General features: G+C 65.2%; 15 protein-coding genes. 12 read left to right on the forward strand and 3 right to left on the reverse strand.

All coding sequences use genetic code 11. The features are described 5' to 3' along the window. The first annotated feature begins 138 nt into the window (after nt 1-138). The 11 genes from pilM (at nt 139) to WCE05_RS02755 (ending at nt 15,180) form a co-directional block, all read left to right on the forward strand. Nucleotides 139-1,062, forward strand: coding sequence for a type IV pilus biogenesis protein PilM (pilM, locus tag WCE05_RS02705; protein ID WP_368815400.1), 924 nt, complete (start codon nt 139-141; stop codon nt 1,060-1,062). After that, entirely contained in the window at nt 1,062-1,598 is a 537-nt protein-coding gene (locus WCE05_RS02710; protein ID WP_225787536.1) for a PilN domain-containing protein, read from the forward strand. The genes pilM and WCE05_RS02710 overlap by 1 nt, the downstream gene beginning before the upstream one ends. Continuing rightward, the gene (locus tag WCE05_RS02715; RefSeq protein ID WP_225787535.1) at nt 1,595-2,611 is read left to right on the forward strand and encodes a pilus assembly protein PilP; all 1,017 of its coding nucleotides are present in this window, start codon (nt 1,595-1,597) and stop codon (nt 2,609-2,611) included. The genes WCE05_RS02710 and WCE05_RS02715 overlap by 4 nt, the downstream gene beginning before the upstream one ends. Further along, entirely contained in the window at nt 2,529-3,803 is a 1,275-nt protein-coding gene (locus WCE05_RS02720) for a type IV pilus secretin PilQ (protein ID WP_225787534.1), read from the forward strand. The genes WCE05_RS02715 and WCE05_RS02720 overlap by 83 nt, the downstream gene beginning before the upstream one ends. A 4-nt stretch (nt 3,804-3,807) precedes the next feature. Next, nucleotides 3,808-4,326, forward strand: a complete 519-nt coding sequence (gene aroK, locus WCE05_RS02725; protein WP_225787533.1) for a shikimate kinase AroK — start codon at nt 3,808-3,810, stop codon at nt 4,324-4,326. A gap of 97 nt (nt 4,327-4,423) precedes the next feature. Next, nucleotides 4,424-5,521, forward strand: a complete 1,098-nt coding sequence (gene aroB / locus WCE05_RS02730; RefSeq protein WP_225787532.1) for a 3-dehydroquinate synthase — start codon at nt 4,424-4,426, stop codon at nt 5,519-5,521. A 15-nt stretch (nt 5,522-5,536) separates the two neighbouring features. Continuing rightward, nucleotides 5,537-7,129, forward strand: a complete 1,593-nt coding sequence (locus tag WCE05_RS02735; RefSeq protein WP_368815401.1) for an SPOR domain-containing protein — start codon at nt 5,537-5,539, stop codon at nt 7,127-7,129. A 373-nt stretch (nt 7,130-7,502) separates the two neighbouring features. Beyond that, complete coding sequence (gltB, locus tag WCE05_RS02740) at nt 7,503-11,948, forward strand: glutamate synthase large subunit (protein WP_225787530.1); 4,446 nt, start codon at nt 7,503-7,505, stop codon at nt 11,946-11,948. 123 nt (nt 11,949-12,071) lie between these two features. Then, complete coding sequence (locus tag WCE05_RS02745; RefSeq protein ID WP_225787529.1) at nt 12,072-13,490, forward strand: FAD-dependent oxidoreductase; 1,419 nt, start codon at nt 12,072-12,074, stop codon at nt 13,488-13,490. A gap of 173 nt (nt 13,491-13,663) precedes the next feature. After that, nucleotides 13,664-14,728 (forward strand): uroporphyrinogen decarboxylase, encoded by a 1,065-nt coding sequence (gene hemE / locus WCE05_RS02750; protein ID WP_225787528.1) that lies wholly within the window; start codon nt 13,664-13,666, stop codon nt 14,726-14,728. Nucleotides 14,729-14,832: 104 nt separating this feature from the next. Further along, on the forward strand, nt 14,833-15,180 hold the full coding sequence (locus tag WCE05_RS02755; protein WP_225787527.1) for a YgiW/YdeI family stress tolerance OB fold protein: 348 nt from the start codon (nt 14,833-14,835) through the stop codon (nt 15,178-15,180). 141 nt (nt 15,181-15,321) lie between these two features. On the opposite strand, the gene WCE05_RS02760 is transcribed toward WCE05_RS02755, so the two are convergent. After that, nucleotides 15,322-16,572 (reverse strand): MFS transporter, encoded by a 1,251-nt coding sequence (locus tag WCE05_RS02760; RefSeq protein WP_368815402.1) that lies wholly within the window; start codon nt 16,570-16,572, stop codon nt 15,322-15,324. A gap of 124 nt (nt 16,573-16,696) precedes the next feature. Here WCE05_RS02760 and WCE05_RS02765 point away from each other — a divergent pair, with 124 nt between their 5' ends. Continuing rightward, a complete protein-coding gene (locus WCE05_RS02765; RefSeq protein WP_225787525.1) occupies nt 16,697-17,590 on the forward strand; it encodes a LysR family transcriptional regulator in 894 nt (297 codons plus the stop codon). A 31-nt stretch (nt 17,591-17,621) separates the two neighbouring features. Here the strand turns inward: WCE05_RS02765 and WCE05_RS02770 are convergent, their stop codons facing one another. Both WCE05_RS02770 and WCE05_RS02775 read right to left on the reverse strand, forming a co-directional pair. Next, nucleotides 17,622-18,068: an excinuclease gene (locus WCE05_RS02770; RefSeq protein ID WP_368815403.1), complete on the reverse strand. Its 447-nt coding sequence runs from the start codon at nt 18,066-18,068 to the stop codon at nt 17,622-17,624. A gap of 15 nt (nt 18,069-18,083) precedes the next feature. After that, the gene (locus WCE05_RS02775; protein WP_225787523.1) at nt 18,084-18,518 is read right to left on the reverse strand and encodes a hypothetical protein; all 435 of its coding nucleotides are present in this window, start codon (nt 18,516-18,518) and stop codon (nt 18,084-18,086) included. Nucleotides 18,519-18,525: the final 7 nt, after the last annotated feature.

Below are 18,525 nucleotides of genomic sequence, written 5' to 3' on the forward strand. Positions count from 1 at the left end.
GTGGATTGCACGCGGGTCCGGCGGACAGGGAAAAAACGCTGGCCATTATAAGCATTTTTAGCCTCGCCGGGGCGACCGGCCGGCCCTGGCGGCCGGATCCGACGGCGCGATATCGCTACGATTTCTCAGGAAATAGCCATGCTTGGACGCTTCGGCAGGGATGCCGGTTCACTGCTGGGGGTAGAAATTGCCTCCGACTCCGTACGAATCCTTCAATTGCACCGGCGTCGTGGGCGTCGGGTTGTGGCCGCTTGGGCCCTGGAGCCCTTCGACACGCCCTGGCGCGGTGACGCCTCCCAGGACCCGCAACCCGTGATGGATGCATTGCGCCGGGCGCGCTTGCGCAGCGGCAGCCGACAGTGCCGGGCGGCCATCGCGTTGCCAGGCTCGGAGGTGATCTGCAAGGTCTGCCACTTGTCGGCGACCTTGTCCGCGGGGGAGATGGAGGCGCAGTTGCTCACGGATGCCGACCGCCTGTTTCCCTTTCCACTACAGGACCTGGCCCTGGATTTCCAGATCCTGGGGCCTGCGTCGGGGCAGCCTGGCCATGTGGACGTGCTGGTGGGCGCGTGCCGTCAAGGCCTGCTCGAACCGCTGGAGCAGTTGCTCGAGGATGCGGGCTTGCACGCCGAGGCGGCGGAAGTCGACAGCATTGCCCTAGGGCGCCTGTTGCCCTCGGCCAGCAGCGCGTCGACGGGGTTGCTGCGGCTCGAGGCAGACAGTGCGACCCTGCATGCCTGGCCGCAGGGCGGCTTGCCGCAACGGCTGGCGCTGCGGTTCGCGCGTTCGGACTCGTGGGAGCGAAGGCTCGAGGGCATTGGCCAACTGCTGCACCATAACCTGCCTACGATCGGGGTCGAGCACCTTTGGATTGCGGCAAGCGCTCCTGCGGATGAGGGCTGGGCCGAGGCGCTGAAGGTGCGCCTGGGCATCCCCTGCGAACCCTTGGTGCCCTGCATCGACCTGGCAGCGGGAACTGACGAGGCCGCTACCCAGGCGCTGTTGCGTGACTTCTCGCCCATGGCGCTGGCGTGTGGCCTGGCGTTGGGAGGGGCGCACTGATGGTACGTCTGAATCTTTTGCCCTGGCGGGAGCGGCAACGTCGCGCGGCGGTGCGGCGATTCCAGCTCGCACTGGTGGTCAGCCTGCTGCTCGCCTTCTGTGGTGTGATGCTGCTCGATCATCTGGCCCGCCAGCGCTTGCAGCAGCAGGCACTGGCCAATGCTGGTCGACAGACGGCCGTGGAAAGCCTGGAGACGCAGTTGCAGCGAATCGCAGCCCTGCAGGAGGCGCGTGACGACATACAGGCGCAGTATGCGGCCTTGGCCGAGCTGCGGGCAGGCCAGGGGCTGGTTGTGGCGATGTTCGCGGAGTTCGAGCGGGCAATGCCCGGCGGCTTGCACCTGACTGAACTGACGCTGCAGGGTGGTCGCTTGCAGGTCGTTGGCGTGGCAGCGTCTCCCGCGGTGCTGGCCCAGCTCATGCGCGACCTGGAGCGTGCGCCTGTGTTGCAGGGCCTGGAGCTGAAGCAACTGCGCCATTTACCGCAAGGCGATGAGTTCCAGTTGGTGGCGCGTCTGTTGGCGTCCTGGTCATGATCGTGGCATCGGCGCGTGGCTGGCTGGAAGCTATCGGAACGTCCCGGGTGGCCATGGGGGCGACCCTGGTTGCGGTTTCGCTGCTGGTGATCGCCTTGGGCTGGTTGGTCCGCTTGCAGGGCTCGGATCAGGCCTACCGGCTTGGCCAGGCACGGGCACACGAACTGGATGGCATGTGGCAGGAGCGGGCGCTCCAGGCTCGCGAGCTGGCATCCGCGGAGGTGGCGCTGGCCGATGCCGAACACCAGTTGCGGGAGGCCCGCTGGCGCCTTTCGGCGGGTGTCGGCATGAGCGACCTGCTCGATGAGCTGGCGAGCTCCGGGCATGCCCATGGGCTGATCTTCGAGCAGCTCGAAGTGCTGGATGAAGTCGCGCAGGCCGGCTATCGGCAGGTGCCTTTGAAGCTCCAGGTGGTAGGGAACTATGCGGCCTTGCGTGCCTGGCTGGAGGAGTGGCTGGGCCAGGTGCGCCTGCTGCGTGTATCAGGCCTGCGGCTTGCCAGGGTGGATGAGCCGTCGGGGTTGCTGCGCCTGGACCTGGACGTGAATGCCTACCATCCAGGCCAGGTATTGCCGCCGCCGGCATCGCTGGCGGACGAGCCGGCCCGCCCAGCCGTGCAGGGCGCGCAGGCAGACCTGTTCCTGCCTTGGTCATCGCGCATGGCCTCGGGCGGCCTGGCGAGGATACCGCTGGCGCAGCTGGAGATGGTCGGCAGCCTGTCGCGGGCTGGCCAGCACCAGGCCTTGCTGTGGTCAGCCGGGCGGCTTTACCGGGTGGCGCCCGGCGACCGGTTGGGGCGGGGCGACGGCGTCGTGGTACGGGTCGACCGGCAGCAGGTCGAAGTGCGCGAGCGCCTGTTCCTCGGCGGGGCGTGGCACGAGCGGTCGACCTACCTAGCATTGAGGAAGCCTGTGGGCAAAGAGGTCAGGGATGAGCGTGAAACGGCTGTCGACGTGGGCAATGGCAGTGATGCTGCCGATTCAGGTGGCATCGGCGACGATCTACCGGGGTGAACCCCTGTCGTTGAATTTCCAGGATGTGGAAGTGCGTTCGGTGCTGCAGGTGCTGGCCGACTACGCAGGCATCAACCTGGTTGCCAGCGATGCGGTACAGGGCAACATCACCCTGCGCCTCGAGGATGTGCCCTGGGACCAGGCCCTGGACCTGGTACTGCGCAGCAAGGGGCTGGCCCGGCGCGAAGAGGGCAACGTGCTGCTGGTGGCACCGGCAGCCGAACTGGCGGAGCACTCCCGGGAGGCCCGCCTTGGCCAGGCGCTGGATGCGCAACTGCAGCCCATGCGCCGGGAGTTGTTGCCCATCCATCATGCCAAGGCCTCGGAGCTGGCCGAGCTGCTGCTGGCCACGCTCGCCGACGATGGCATCCTCACCGGGCGCGGCAGCCTGAGCGTCGATGCCCGCACCAACACCTTGGTCGTTCACCAGCCCGCCGACCGCCTCGCCGAACTGCGACAGCTGGTGGCTCAACTGGACGTGCCGGTGCGCCAAGTCCTGATCGAGGCTCGCATCGTCGAAGCCAATGTCGACTACGAGAAAAGCCTGGGCGTACGCTGGGGAGCCCCGCTCAAGGGCGAGAACGCCCGCCTGGGCAGCGACCTGTTCGTCGACCTGGGCGTGGAACGGGCGACCTCGGCCATTGGCCTGGGCCTGCTACGTGGTGGCACGTTGCTGGACCTCGAACTCAGCGCCATGGAAAAGAGCGGCAACGGCGAAATCATCTCCCAGCCCAAGGTGGTGACGGCGGACAAGGAAACCGCGCGGATCCTCAAGGGCACCGAGGTGCCCTACCAGGAAACCAGCAAGAGCGGCGCCACCTCCGTTTCGTTTCGCGAGGCATCGCTGTCGCTGGAGGTGACCCCGCAGATCACCCCGGACGGCAAGGTCATCATGACCGTGCGGGTGACCAAGGACGAGCCTGACTACGTCAATGCACTGAACGACGTGCCGCCGATCCGCAAGAACGAGGTCAATGCCAAGGTCCGGGTGACCGATGGCGAAACGATCGTGATCGGCGGGGTGTACTCGACCACGCAAAACAATGTGGTCGACAAGGTGCCATTTTTGGGCGATCTGCCGTATGTTGGACGGCTGTTTCGACGCGATGCATTACAAGAGAAAAAATCCGAGCTGCTGGTCTTCCTGACTCCGCGTATCATGAGTGACCAGGCGATTGCTGTGAGTCGTTGATTCTGTGCGAAATTTGATACTTGTGGGGCCCATGGGCGCTGGTAAGAGCACCATCGGGCGCCTGTTGGCCAAAGAGCTGCGCCTGCTGTTCAAGGATTCCGACAAGGAAATCGAGCTGCGAACCGGCGCCAACATCCCGTGGATCTTCGACAAGGAAGGCGAGCCGGGCTTTCGTGACCGCGAGCAGGCGATGATCGCCGAGCTCAGTGCGCTTGACGGCGTGGTCCTGGCGACCGGCGGTGGCGCCGTGATGCGCGAGGCCAACCGCAAGGCATTGCGTGAAGGCGGCCGGGTCATCTACCTGCACGCCTCGGTGGAGCAGCAGGTGGGGCGCACCGCCCGTGACCGTAACCGGCCGCTGCTGCGTACCGCCAACCCGGAGGCGACCCTGCGTACCCTGCTGGAGACACGCGACCCGCTTTACCGGGAGATCGCCGACCTGGTGGTGGAAACCGACGAACGGCCACCGCGCATGGTGGTGCTCGACATCCTCGAGCGCCTGCAGAAGTTGCCGCCCCGGTAAGCCGGGACTATTCTCGGCGACCAACGCCGAGGCGGGTTTCAACGTGACCGCGCGGGTCGCCTGGGCGATGCCGCGCCCTAGTACATTGTGGGGATACATGCAGACACTAAAGGTCGACCTGGGCGAACGTAGCTACCCGATCTACATTGGCGAAGGCCTGCTGGACCAGCCCGAACTGCTGGCGCCGCACATTGCTGGGCGGCAGGTTGCCATCGTCTCCAACGAAACCGTCGCGCCCCTGTATCTCGAGCGCCTGAGCCGCACGCTGGGCGCCTATTCGGTGCTGCCGGTGGTGCTGCCCGACGGCGAGGCCTACAAGAACTGGGAAACCCTGCAACTGATCTTCGACGCCCTGCTCAGCGCACGGCACGACCGCCGCACCACCGTGGTGGCCTTGGGCGGCGGTGTGATCGGCGATATGGCCGGCTTCGCCGCAGCCTGCTACCAGCGCGGCGTGGATTTCATCCAGGTGCCGACCACCCTGTTGTCCCAGGTGGACTCCTCGGTCGGCGGCAAGACCGGCATCAACCACCCGCTCGGCAAGAACATGGTCGGGGCCTTCTACCAGCCCAACGCGGTCCTGATCGACACCACCAGCCTCAAGACCCTGCCCGAGCGCGAGCTGTCGGCGGGCCTGGCGGAAGTCATCAAGTATGGCCTGATCTGCGACAAGCCTTTCCTCAGCTGGCTCGAAGAGAATATGGAGGCCCTGCGCCGCCTGGAGTCCGCCGCCCTGACCGAGGCCATCCGCCGCTCCTGCGCGGCCAAGGCCGCGGTGGTCGGTGCCGACGAGCGGGAGTCGGGGGTGCGTGCGACCCTGAACCTTGGCCATACCTTCGGCCATGCCATCGAGACCCACATGGGCTACGGCGTCTGGCTGCATGGCGAGGCCGTGGCGGCAGGTACCGTCATGGCCCTGGAGATGTCCATGCGCCTGGGCTGGATCGACCAGCCGGCGCGCGATCGCGGAATTCGCCTGCTGCAGGCGGCAGGCTTGCCGGTGGTGCCACCACAGGAAATGACCCCGGCGCATTTCATGGAGCACATGGCGGTCGACAAGAAGGTGCTCGACGGTCGCCTGCGCCTGGTGCTGCTGCGCCAGTTGGGGGAAGCCGTGGTCACCGACGACTATCCGAAAGAGATCCTTCAGGCCACGTTGGCGGCGGATTACCGCGCGATCGTGGCCCAGCTTTGAGGTTGTGACAGCGCGATGACCAGTTTGCATGCCGATGAGGCGTTTCTCGACCACTACCAGTTGAACCATGACCCGTTCGCACCGCGCGTGCCCGGTTTCAAGTTCTTCCCCGCCCAACGCAAGCCGGTGCTGGGCCAGTTGCATCACCTGGCGCGCTACAGCCAGCTGATGCTGGTGGTCACCGGCCCCCTGGGCAGTGGCAAGACCCTGCTGCGCCAGGCCCTGGTGGCCAGCACCAACAAACAGTCGGTGCAGAGCGTGGTGGTGTCCGCCCGTGGCGCGGGCGATGCTGCCAGCGTGCTCGGCCAGGTAGCTCAGGCGCTCGACGTGGCCCATGCCGAGGTCCAGGCGATCCTCGCCCAGGTGGTGCAACTGGCGCTGACCGGCCAGGAAGTCTATCTGCTGGTGGACGATGCGGAACAACTCGACGACTCGGCACTCCAAGCCTTGCTGGAACTGGCGGCAGGTGTCCCGGAAGGGCGTCCGCACGTGTTCCTGTTCGGCGAGCCGTCACTGATCGCTGGGTTGGAGGGGCTCGATGTCGGTGGGGAGCGTTTCCACGTCATCGAGCTTGCCCCCTACAGTGAAGAAGAGACCCGCGAATACCTGGAGCAGCGCCTGGAAGGCGCGGGCCGGGGCATCGAGGTGTTCACCCGCGAACAGATCGTCGATATCCATGAAAACTCCGACGGCTGGCCTGGCACCATCAACCAGGTTGCCCGCGATACCTTGATCGAAGCCATGATCGCCAGCCGCAGTACGGCCAAGCGACCATCCATGGGGTTCAATATGCCTAAGAAACACGTGCTCGCGCTGTCTGCTGTCGTCGTGGTCGCCGTGGCCGCCGCGGTGCTGATGCCCAAGAAGGGAGACAAGGCACCTGCCGAGGAACCTGTGGCCCAGGCCCAGTTGCCGCTGGGAGAGGGCCAGCCCGGCAATGGCGGCCCGGCGATCGAATTCTCCGGTTCCTCCCAGCCCACGCCGTTGCCGCTGGTCGGCCAGTCGCAACCGGTGATGCGCGAGCCGCTGGCCCAGGCGGCAGGCATGGGGGATGGCGAAGAAGGCGGCCCGGCCGGCAACACCGCATTGCAGCCTGGCAACCCGCCGACCGTGACCACCACCGCGCCGCCTCAGGGCGTACCGGCCGGCCCGGCGCCGACCCAGGCACTGCCGACCACCAGCGCGCCCACCCAGCCGGTCGCGGTTGCACCTGCGCAGAAGCCTGTCGCCACCCAGCCGGCCAAGCCGGTTGCGCCTGCCAAGCCGGCCCCGGCACCGACCCAGGTCGCCAGCGCCAAGCCGGCCGCCGGTGGTGTCGGTAACAGTAGCTGGTACGCTGGCCAGAAACCGGGCAACTACGTGGTACAGATCCTCGGTACCAGCTCCGAAGCGTCGGCCCAGGCCTTCGTCAAGGCCCAGGGTGGCGACTATCGCTACTTCCGCAAAACCCTGCAGGGCAAGCCACTCTACGTGGTCACCTATGGCAATTTCGCCAACCGCGATGCAGCGGTTGCGGCAATCAAGAACTTGCCAGCCAAGGCCCAGGCTGGTAAACCTTGGCCTCGAACCGTCGGCAGCGTCCAACAAGAGCTCGCCGCGGCCCGCTGATACCTGCCGGGCGGCATCACCCCGCCGCCCAGTTGCTGAGCGACTCCTGAACTTCGTCTAGCCTGCTGTGCTCTCGCGCGGCAGGCTTTTCTGTCCCGAACTGCCGGCCACAAGCCTCACTTGCAGTCAGGGCTGAAACGCTTCAGACTCGAGCCAAGCCGCTATCACGGCGCATGGTGCAAAAACATTCAAAAATGCGACATGAATTTTCAATGAAACGTCTTGAAAATTTGTGAGCTTCGCTGTCGCTGTGCAACAATGGTTTCCCATTGCCCACCGCAAAAAGCTGGCATTCGATCGGCGTGGATGGTAAGTGGTTGTACTAAAAAGAGATTTGCCTTGGTTGAGAGGCGAACCTGGTGAGAAAGTGTCTATGAAAACAGGTCTGTACCATCCCGAAGAATTCAAGGACAACTGTGGTTTCGGACTGATTGCCCATATGACGGGCGAGGCGAGCCACCATCTTCTGCAAACCGCCATGCAGGCGCTGACCTGCATGACCCACCGCGGCGGGATCAACGCCGACGGCAAGACCGGCGACGGTTGCGGCCTGCTCATGCAGAAGCCCGACCAGTTCCTGCGTGCCGTTGCCCAGGAACATTTCGCCACCGAACTGCCCGGGCAGTACGCCGTCGGCATGGTGTTCTTCAACCAGGACCCGGTGAAGGCCGAAGCGGCCCGCGCCAACATGGATCGTGAGATTCTCGCGGCCGGCCTGAAGTTGGTTGGCTGGCGCAAGGTGCCGATCGACACTCGCGTGCTCGGCCGCCTGGCCCTGGAGCGCCTGCCGCAGATCGAACAGGTGTTCATCGGTGGCGAAGGCCTGAGCGACCAGGAGTTCGCCATCAAGCTGTTCAGTGCCCGTCGTCGTTCGTCCGTGGCCAACGCCCACGACGCCGACCACTACATCTGCAGCTTCTCGCACAAGACCATCATCTACAAAGGCCTGATGATGCCGGCGGACCTCGCCGCCTTCTATCCCGACCTGGGTGACGAGCGCCTGAAGACCGCGATCTGCGTGTTCCACCAGCGCTTCTCCACCAACACCCTGCCGAAGTGGCCGCTGGCGCAGCCGTTCCGCTTCCTCGCCCACAACGGCGAGATCAACACCATCACCGGCAACCGCAACTGGGCCATGGCCCGTCGCACCAAGTTCGCCAACGACCTGATTCCCGACCTCGAGGCACTCGGCCCACTGGTCAACCGCGTCGGCTCCGACTCTTCGAGCATGGACAACATGCTCGAGCTGATGGTCACCGGCGGCATCGACCTGTTCCGGGGCGTGCGCATGCTGGTGCCGCCGGCCTGGCAGAACGTCGAGACCATGGACGCCGACCTGCGTGCGTTCTACGAATACAACTCCATGCACATGGAGCCCTGGGACGGCCCGGCCGGCATCGTCATGACCGAAGGCCGCCACGCAGTCTGCCTGCTCGACCGCAACGGCCTGCGCCCGGCACGCTGGGTCACCACCCGCAATGGCTACATCACCCTGGCCTCGGAAATCGGCGTGTGGGACTACAAGCCCGAGGACGTCCTGGCCAAGGGCCGTGTCGGCCCGGGCCAGATCTTCGCCGTGGACACCGAGACCGGCCAGATCCTCGATACCGACGCCATCGACAACCGTCTCAAGTCGCGCCACCCCTACAAGCGCTGGCTGCGCCAGCACGCCTTGCGCATCCAGGCGACCCTGAGCGACGACCAGGGCGTGGCCAGCTACGACGCCGACCAGCTCAAGCAGTACATGAAAATGTTCCAGGTCACCTTCGAAGAGCGTGACCAGGTCCTGCGTCCGCTTGGCGAGCAGGGCCAGGAAGCGGTCGGCTCCATGGGCGACGACACGCCGATGGCCGTGCTGTCCCAGCGCGTGCGTTCGCCGTACGACTTCTTCCGCCAGCAGTTCGCCCAGGTGACCAACCCACCGATCGACCCGCTGCGTGAAGCGATCGTCATGTCCCTGGAGATCTGCCTGGGCGCCGAGCGCAACATCTTCCAGGAGTCCCCCGAGCACGCCTCGCGGGTGATCCTCAGCTCGCCGGTCATCTCGCCCGCCAAGTGGCGCTCGCTGATGAACCTGGAGCGCGAAGGCTTCGAGCGCCAGCTGATCGACCTCAACTATGAAGAGAGCGTCGGCCTGGAAGCGGCCATCCGCAACATCGCCGACCAGGCCGAAGAGGCCGTGCGTGCCGGCAAGACCCAACTGGTGCTGAGCGACCGCTACATCGCCCCGGGCAAGCTGCCGGTGCATGCCTCCCTGGCCGTCGGTGCGGTGCACCATCGCCTGACCGAGCAGGGCCTGCGCTGCGACAGCAACATCCTGGTGGAAACCGCCACCGCCCGCGACCCGCACCACTTCGCCGTGCTGCTGGGCTTCGGTGCCTCGGCTGTCTACCCGTACCTGTCCTACGAAGTGCTGGCCGACCTGATCCGCACCGGCGAGGTGCTGGGCGACCTGGACGAAGTGTTCAAGTACTACCGCAAGGGCATCTCCAAGGGCCTGTTGAAGATCCTGTCGAAGATGGGCATCTCGACCATCGCCTCCTACCGCGGCGCCCAGCTGTTCGAAGCCGTGGGCCTGGCCGAGGAAGTGGTCGACCTCAGCTTCAAGGGTGTGTCCAGCCGCATCAAGGGCGCGCGTTTCGTCGACCTGGAAAACGACCAGAAGCTGCTCGCCGCCGAAGCCTGGAGCGCGCGCAAGCCGATCCAGCAGGGTGGCCTGCTCAAGTTCGTCCACGGCGGCGAGTACCACGCCTACAATCCGGACGTGGTCAACACCCTGCAGGCCGCCGTGCAGAAGGGCGACTACGCCAAGTTCAAGGAATACACCACGCTGGTCGACCAGCGTCCGGTGTCGATGATCCGCGACCTGTTGAACGTGAAGGTGGCCGAGCAGCCGCTGGCGCTGGAGCAGGTCGAGCCGCTGGAGGACATCCTCAAGCGCTTCGACTCCGCCGGTATTTCCCTCGGCGCCCTGTCGCCGGAAGCCCATGAGGCCCTGGCCGAGGCGATGAACCGCCTGGGTGCCCGCTCCAACTCCGGTGAGGGCGGCGAGGACCCGGCGCGCTACGGCACCATCAAGAGCTCGAAGATCAAGCAGGTGGCCACCGGCCGCTTCGGCGTCACCCCGGAATACCTGGTCAACGCCGAAGTGCTGCAGATCAAGGTGGCCCAGGGCGCCAAGCCTGGCGAGGGCGGCCAGCTGCCAGGCGGCAAGGTCAACGGCCTGATCGCTCGCCTGCGCTATGCGGTGCCGGGCGTGACCCTGATCTCGCCACCGCCGCACCATGACATCTACTCGATCGAAGACCTGGCCCAGCTGATCTACGACCTCAAGCAGGTCAACCCGCAGGCGCTGGTGTCGGTCAAGCTGGTGGCCGAGGCCGGCGTCGGCACTATCGCCGCTGGCGTGGCCAAGGCCTATGCCGACCTGATCACCATTTCCGGCTACGACGGCGGTACCGGCGCTTCGCCGCTGACCTCGATCAAGTACGCCGGCGCGCCCTGGGAGCTGGGCCTGGCCGAGACTCACCAGACCCTGCGCGGCAACGACCTGCGCGGCAAGGTGCGGGTACAGACCGACGGCGGCCTGAAGACCGGCCTGGACGTGATCAAGGCCGCGATCCTCGGCGCCGAAAGCTTCGGCTTCGGCACCGCGCCGATGATCGCCCTGGGCTGCAAGTACCTGCGCATCTGCCACCTGAACAACTGCGCCACCGGCGTGGCCACCCAGAACGACAAGCTGCGCAAGGATCACTACATCGGTACCGTCGACATGGTGGTGAACTTCTTCACCTTCATCGCCGAGGAGACCCGCGAGTGGCTGGCCAAGCTGGGCGTGCGCAGCCTCGGCGAGCTGATCGGCCGCACCGACCTGCTCGAAGTGCTGCCGGGCGACACCGAGCGCCAGCAGTACCTGGACCTGTCGCCGCTGTTGGGCAGCTCGCACATCCCGGCCGACAAGCCGCAGTTCTGCGAAGTCGACAAGAACCCGCCGTTCGACAAGGGCGAACTGGCCGAGAAGATGGTCGAGATGGCCCTGCCGGCGATCCGCGACCTGTCCGGTGGCGAGTTCGAGCTCGACATCTGCAACTGCGACCGCTCCATCGGCGCGCGCATCTCCGGCGAGATCGCCCGCCTGCACGGCAACCAGGGCATGGCCGGGGCGCCGATCACCTTCCGCTTCAAGGGCACCGCGGGGCAGAGCTTCGGCGTGTGGAACGCCGGTGGCCTGAACCTGCACCTGGAAGGCGACGCCAACGACTATGTCGGCAAAGGCATGACCGGCGGCAAGCTGACCATCGTGCCGCCTGCCGGCAGCCCGTTCGAAACCCAGCACAGCGCCATCGTCGGCAACACCTGCCTGTACGGTGCCACCGGCGGCAAGCTGTTCGCTGCCGGTACCGCGGGCGAGCGCTTCGCTGTGCGTAACTCCGGCGCCCACGCTGTGGTCGAGGGCACCGGCGATCACTGTTGTGAATACATGACCGGCGGCTTTGTCTGCGTCCTGGGCAAGACCGGTTACAACTTCGGTTCTGGCATGACTGGCGGCTTTGCCTACGTGCTCGACATGGACAATACCTTCGTCGACAAGCTCAACCACGAGCTGGTGGAAATCCAGCGTATCAGTGGCGAAGCGATGGAGGCCTACCGCAGCCACCTGGCGCGGGTCCTTGCCGAATACGTGGAAGAGACCGGCAGCGAGTGGGGGCGTGAGCTCTCGGAGAACCTGGACGACTACGTGCGGCGCTTCTGGCTGGTCAAGCCGAAGGCGGCCAACCTGAAGCAACTGCTGTCCAGCACCCGTGCCAACCCGCAGTAACAACAGCTGCAAGTGGCAAGCCTCACGCTGCACGCAAAAGCAGTACGAGGTTTGCCCGGCTTAAGTGATCGTCTTGCGGCTTGCAGCGTGTAGCTTGCGGCTGCTGTTAAGAGGTTTTGAAAAATGGCTGAACGTCTGAACAACGACTTCCAGTTCATCGAGGTGGGGCGCAAGGACCCGAAGAAGAAGCTGCTGCGCCAGCGCAAGAAGGAGTTCGTCGAGATCTACGAACCCTTCAAGCCGCAGCAGTCCGTGGAGCAGGCGCACCGCTGCCTGGGCTGCGGTAACCCGTACTGCGAATGGAAGTGCCCGGTGCACAACTTCATCCCCAACTGGTTGAAGCTGGTTTCCGAAGGCAACATCCTGGCCGCTGCGGAGCTGTCGCACCAGACCAACACCCTGCCGGAAGTGTGTGGCCGGGTCTGCCCGCAGGACCGCCTGTGCGAGGGTGCCTGCACCCTGAACGACGGTTTCGGCGCGGTGACCATCGGTTCGGTGGAGAAGTACATCACCGACACCGCCTTCGCCATGGGCTGGCGCCCGGACATGTCCAAGGTCAAGCCAACCGGCAAGCGTGTCGCGATCATCGGCGCGGGCCCGGCGGGCCTGGGCTGTGCCGACGTGCTGGTGCGCGCCGGGGTGACCCCGGTGGTGTTCGACCGTAACCCGGAGATCGGCGGCCTGCTGACCTTCGGCATCCCCGAGTTCAAGCTGGAGAAGACCGTGCTGGCCAACCGCCGCGAAGTCTTCGGCGGCATGGGCATCGAGTTCCGCCTGAACACCGAGGTGGGCAAGGACGTCACCATGGAGCAACTGCTCGCCGAGTACGATGCAGTGTTCATGGGCATGGGTACCTACACCTACATGAAGGGCGGTTTCCCGGGCGAGGACCTGCCGGGCGTGCACGACGCGCTGGACTTCTTGATCGCCAACGTCAACCGCAACCTGGGCTTCGAGAAGTCGCCGGAAGATTTCGTCGACATGCAGGGCAAGAAGGTGGTGGTACTCGGCGGTGGCGACACCGCGATGGACTGCAACCGCACCTCGATCCGCCAGGGCGCCAAGTCGGTCACCTGCGCCTATCGCCGTGACGAGGCCAACATGCCGGGCTCGCGCCGCGAGGTGAAGAACGCCAAGGAAGAGGGCGTGAAGTTCCTCTACAACCGCCAGCCCATCGCCATCGTCGGCGAGGACAAGGTCGAAGGCGTCAAGGTGGTCGAGACCCGCCTGGGTGAGCCGGACGCCCGTGGCCGCCGCAGCCCCGAGCCGATCCCCGGCTCCGAGGAGATCCTGCCGGCCGATGCCGTGGTCATCGCCTTCGGCTTCCGCCCGAGCCCGGCGCCGTGGTTCGAGCAGTTCGGCATCCAGACCGACAACCAGGGCCGCGTGGTGGCGCCGGAGAAGGGCAAGTTCAAGCACCAGACCAGCAACCCGAAGGTGTTCGCCGGTGGCGACATGGTGCGCGGGTCGGACCTGGTGGTGACGGCGATCTTCGAAGGGCGTACCGCCGCTGAAGGTATCCTGGACTACCTCGAAGTCTGATCGATCCTAGGGGCCGCAACGCGGCCCCTAGGATTGTTCAACCCAGATTGGCCGTGCTCTTGTATACAAAAATGCTTGATCCACGGCATCCAATAGACAAAACGCATGGTCCTGGCCGTGCCTTTTGTGCTGGCCTCTGAGAAAATGCCCGCACTTTTTTGCTGGATGCCGACATGACTGCCCTGAAGAACGATCGTTTCCTGCGTGCACTGCTCAAGCAACCCGTAGATGTCACCCCCGTCTGGATGATGCGCCAGGCCGGCCGCTACCTCCCGGAATACCGCGCCAGCCGCGCCAAGGCCGGGGACTTCATGAGCCTGTGCATGAACCCGCAGTTCGCCTGCGAGGTCACCTTGCAGCCGCTGGACCGCTACCCGCTGGATGCGGCGATCCTCTTCTCGGACATCCTCACCATCCCCGACGCCATGGGCCAGGGCCTGTACTTCGAAACCGGCGAAGGCCCGCGCTTCAAGAAGGTCATCAGTACGCCGGCCGACATCGAGGCGCTGCCGATCCCTGATCCGCAGAAGGACCTGGGCTACGTCATGGATGCGGTCAGCACCATCCGCCGCGAGCTGAATGGCCGCGTGCCGCTGATCGGCTTCTCCGGCAGCCCCTGGACCCTGGCCACCTACATGGTCGAAGGCGGTTCTTCCAAGGACTTCCGCAAGACCAAGGCGATGCTCTACGACAACCCCGAGGCCCTGCACCTGCTGCTGGACAAGCTGGCCCAGTCGGTCACCAGCTACCTCAACGGCCAGATCCAGGCCGGTGCCCAGGCCGTGCAGATCTTCGACACCTGGGGTGGCAACCTGTCGGCGGCGGCCTACCAAGCATTTTCCCTGGCCTACATGCGCAAGATCGTCAGTGGCCTGATCCGTGAGCACGAAGGCCGCAAGGTGCCGGTGATCCTGTTCACCAAGAACGGCGGCCTGTGGCTGGAAAGCATCGCCGAAGCTGGTGCCGATGCCTTGGGCCTGGACTGGACCTGCGAGATCGGCGATGCCCGTCGCCGGGTCGGCGACAAGGTCGCCCTGCAGGGCAACATGGACCCGACCGTGCTGTACGCCAGGCCCGAAGCGATCCGCAAGGAAGTGGCGCGGATCCTGGAAAGCTACGGCCACGGCAGCGGCCATGTATTCAACCTAGGCCATGGCATCACGCCAGAGGTCGATCCGGAGCACGCCGGCGTGTTCATCAACGCCGTGCACGAGTTGTCGGCGCGCTATCACGCATGACTTGGGCCGGGGCCGCACAGCGGCCCCGAGCTGTCGCATTAAGTTTCAATTCAGTGATCGTCGCTAATCTGGTCCCATCGAAACCGAAACAGGACCCGATTCCCATGAAAACCCGTTACCTTGCCCTGATCCTCGCCCCGCTGCTGAGCACCACCGCCCTGGCCGCCGGTTACACCGGCCCGGGTGCCCAGCCGGTGACCACCGTCGCCGCCGCCAACGATGCCGCTGACGACACCCCGGTGGTGCTGCAGGGGTTCGTGACCAAGAAGATCAACAACGACGACAAGTACGAGTTCAAGGACAGCACCGGCACCATCACCGTTGAGATCGACGACGAAGACCTGCCGTCGACGCCGTTCGACGAGAAGACCAAGGTCAAGCTGACGGGCGAGGTGGAAAAGCATCTGATGAGCCGCGAGGTGGATGTGGATATCGTCGAGATCGTCAACTGATCGCGCAAAAGGGGCCACTTCGCGCCCCATTCGCGGGCAAGCCCGCTCCCACACGGCCTTGCGAATCACATCATTTGTGATCGACGCGGACCCTGTGGGAGCGGGCTTGCCCGCGAATGGGCTGCGAAGCAGCCCCCTTGCTCAGGCCGTCTTGGCCGGCAAGCGACTCAGGTACAACGCCACCAGTAGCGCCACCGCCAGCAAGCTGCCGATGAACAGCCCGATCCCGTTCCACCCGGCCTGGTGCCAGAACACCCCGCCCGCCGTCCCGGCAACGCTCGACCCGGCGTAATAGCAGAACAGGTACAGCGAAGATGCCTGCCCCTTGGCCTTCAAGGCCCGGCGGCCAATCCAGCTGCTGGCCACCGAATGGGCGCCGAAGAAGCCGAAGGTGAACACCAGCATGCCGAGGATCACCATCGCCAGCGGGCTGGCCAGGGTCATCAGCAGCCCACCCGCCATCACCACGATACTGGCCCAGAAGACCTTGCGCCGGCCTAGCCGGTCGGCCAGGGCGCCCACCTGGGCGGAACTGTAGATACCCGACAGGTAGACCACCGAAAGCAGGCCGACCAGCGCCTGGTTCATGTGGTAAGGCTCGGCGAGCAGGCGATAGCCGATGTAGTTGAACAGGGTGACGAAGGCCCCCATCAGCAAGAACGCCTCGAGGAACAGCCAGGGCAGGCCGGCATCGCGCAGGTGCACGACGAAGCCATTCAGCAGGCTGCGCGGGTTCAGCGCCTGGGGGCGGAAGTTGCGTGACTCGGGCAGCACCTTCCAGAACACCAGCGCCGCCACCAGGGCCAGGCCGCCGATGGTCAGCATCGCCGTGTGCCAGCTGACGAAGTCGATCAACACGCCGGTGATCAACCGCCCGCTCATGCCGCCGATGGCATTGCCGCCGATGTACAGCCCCATGGCCAGGCCGATGTGTTGCGGGTGGATCTCTTCGCTCAGGTAGGTCATCGCCACCGCCGCCAGGCCGCTCAGGGCCAGCCCCACCAGCGCGCGGGTCGCCAGCACCCCTTCCCAGGTCGGCATCACCGCGCTGGCCAGGGTCGCCAGGGCGGCGCAGAGCAGGGCGCAGACCATCACCGGCTTGCGCCCGATACGGTCGGAGATCGGCCCGGTGACCAGCAGGCCGAAGGCCAGCGTGGCGGTGGACACCGATAGCACCAGGCTGCTCTGCGCCGCATTGATGGCGAATTCCTGCGACAACAGCGGCATCATCGGTTGCACGCAGTAGAGCAGGGCGAAGGTGGCGAAACCGCCGCTGAACAGGGCCAACACGGTCTTCATGAAGGCCGGGGTGCCTTTCTCGATCCAGGTGTCGTCCAGCGCGGGCGTGGCGGGTTCAGGTTCGGCGGGGAGCGGGGCTACGGCTGTTTTCACGATCGGGGTACCTCGGGCGCGCAGGCCGGTATTGCGATGGAAAAAGCATATAGCTGGCTAATGATTAGATCCAATATATTATTCGACCTATTTAAGACGTTTTGCGACTTGTCTGGAGCCGATCATGGAGCTGCGCCATCTACGCTATTTCATCGCCGTGGCCGAGGAGTTGCATTTCGGCCGGGCCGCCCAGCAACTGGGCATCTCGCAGCCGCCGCTGAGCCAGCAGATCCTGGCGTTGGAGCAGGAGCTGGGCGCGCGGTTGTTCGAGCGTACCAACCGTCGGGTCGAGCTGAGCGAAGCGGGGCGGCTGTTCCTCGAGGAGGCCCGCCAGGTCCTGGCCCAGGTGGAAAGGGCCGCCGACGTGGCGCGGCGCGCGCAACTGGGTGAGCTGGGCGAGATGAAGATCGGCTTCACCTCCTCGGCGCCCTTCACCTCGAAGATCCCCAAGGCCATCCATGCCTTCCGCCAGCGCTTTGCGGCGGTGCACCTGAACCTCAAGGAAATGAGCAGCCGCGACGTGGCGGATGCGGTATTCGACGAGTCCATCGAGGTCGGGCTGATGCGCCCCATGCCCTTGCCAGATGGCTTGGTGGCCACCGAGCTGTTTCGCGAGCCGCTGGTGGCGGTGCTCAACGCCTCGCATCCGCTGGCTGTGAGCCGCGAGCAGGGAGTGTACATGGCCGACCTGGCGCCTGAACCGTTCGTGTTTTTCCCGCGCAGCTATGGCAGCGGGCTGCATGCGCAGTTGCTGAGCCTGGCGCGGCAGGCCGGCTTCAGCCCGCATTTCGCCCAGGAGGCGGGCGAGGCGATGACCATCATCGGCCTGGTATCGGCGGGGCTGGGGGTGTCGGTGTTGCCGGCGTCGTTCCAGCGTATGCGCATCGAAGGGGTGGTGTATCGGCTGCTGCTGGACGAGGAGGCAACGACGGCGGTGTGGCTGGTGCAGCGCAGTGGCGCGGGCTCAGCGATGGCCAAGGCCTTTGCCGAATTGCTCACCGGCACAGGCTTTCAGTAGCCAGCGTGCCGGTGATCGACGCGGGTCTGGGTCAGTCGACGCGAGCCAGGTCGCCCTTGAGGGCAACGCCAGCGATCACGGCACCGGCATGGCACTCATAGGTCGCAGGGTCCTTGCGCTCGTTCTTCTTGTAGTAGCTGGCGATATTGGTCACGGCGTTGGCATTGGCCTTGCGCGCGGCGTCCTGCAAGGTCAGCAGCGCTGACTGCAATGCCCCCTCACAGGCCGCCTCGTCGCTCTTGTTGAACGCGTTGGTCTTTTTGTTGGTGACTGCATTGGGGCTGATCACCTTGACCTTTCCACGTGGCTGCACGCCGGCCAGGTAGAACTTCACCGAACCATCGAGCTTCTTCTCGGCCAGCATTTGCTGCACGACCTTCTCGAACGGCAGGTATAGCGCCGTGTCACGGGCCTGGCTGAGGCCGGGCAGGGCACAGAGCAACAGGGCGGTGGTGGCGGTCCAGGTCTTCAGACGCATGGGATCGTTCCTCGATCAGTTGTGGAGGGTTGCAGTGCCCTGCTGTTGCAGGATGTTCTGGGTGGCCAGAAGGTTCAGCTCGCGCAGGATGCTGCGGTCGAGGTTGTAGACCCAGCGGTTGTAGTTGCGGTGGATCTTGCCGTTCTTGTAGCCCAGCTCGCGGCTGTCGCGGTAGGCGATGCGGAACTGGCTGGTGCTGTAGTGGATATCCACCGCGGCGAAGAAGGTGTTGCGTACGGTGATGTCGGCCTGGATCAGGTTGGGGCCAACGTTGCGTGCGGTCCAGCCTCGATCGGCGATGGCCTTGAGGATCGCCAACTGCACCTGTGCCTGGCTGTAGCCGTGATTGGCGGCCAGTTGTTCCGCCGGGTTCATCACAGGCTTCGAGGTGCAGCCGGTCAGCGCGGTCAACGCCAGGCCCAGGGCCGCGGCGCGGATCAGTGAAGACATTCCTTGC

Origin of the sequence: Pseudomonas sp. I2, from assembly GCF_040984075.1 — a bacterium.
GTDB lineage: Bacteria > Pseudomonadota > Gammaproteobacteria > Pseudomonadales > Pseudomonadaceae > Aquipseudomonas > Aquipseudomonas guariconensis_B.

Coding starts and splice junctions, on each gene's coding strand:
- pilM (WP_368815400.1), top strand. CDS start 139: ATGCTTGGACGCTTCGGCAGGGATGCCGGTTCACTGCTGGGGGTAGAA.
- WCE05_RS02710 (WP_225787536.1), top strand. CDS start 1,062: ATGGTACGTCTGAATCTTTTGCCCTGGCGGGAGCGGCAACGTCGCGCG.
- WCE05_RS02715 (WP_225787535.1), top strand. CDS start 1,595: ATGATCGTGGCATCGGCGCGTGGCTGGCTGGAAGCTATCGGAACGTCC.
- WCE05_RS02720 (WP_225787534.1), top strand. CDS start 2,529: ATGAGCGTGAAACGGCTGTCGACGTGGGCAATGGCAGTGATGCTGCCG.
- aroB (WP_225787532.1), top strand. CDS start 4,424: ATGCAGACACTAAAGGTCGACCTGGGCGAACGTAGCTACCCGATCTAC.
- WCE05_RS02735 (WP_368815401.1), top strand. CDS start 5,537: ATGACCAGTTTGCATGCCGATGAGGCGTTTCTCGACCACTACCAGTTG.
- gltB (WP_225787530.1), top strand. CDS start 7,503: ATGAAAACAGGTCTGTACCATCCCGAAGAATTCAAGGACAACTGTGGT.
- WCE05_RS02745 (WP_225787529.1), top strand. CDS start 12,072: ATGGCTGAACGTCTGAACAACGACTTCCAGTTCATCGAGGTGGGGCGC.
- hemE (WP_225787528.1), top strand. CDS start 13,664: ATGACTGCCCTGAAGAACGATCGTTTCCTGCGTGCACTGCTCAAGCAA.
- WCE05_RS02755 (WP_225787527.1), top strand. CDS start 14,833: ATGAAAACCCGTTACCTTGCCCTGATCCTCGCCCCGCTGCTGAGCACC.
- WCE05_RS02765 (WP_225787525.1), top strand. CDS start 16,697: ATGGAGCTGCGCCATCTACGCTATTTCATCGCCGTGGCCGAGGAGTTG.
- WCE05_RS02770 (WP_368815403.1), bottom strand. CDS start 18,068: ATGCGTCTGAAGACCTGGACCGCCACCACCGCCCTGTTGCTCTGTGCC.
- WCE05_RS02775 (WP_225787523.1), bottom strand. CDS start 18,518: ATGTCTTCACTGATCCGCGCCGCGGCCCTGGGCCTGGCGTTGACCGCG.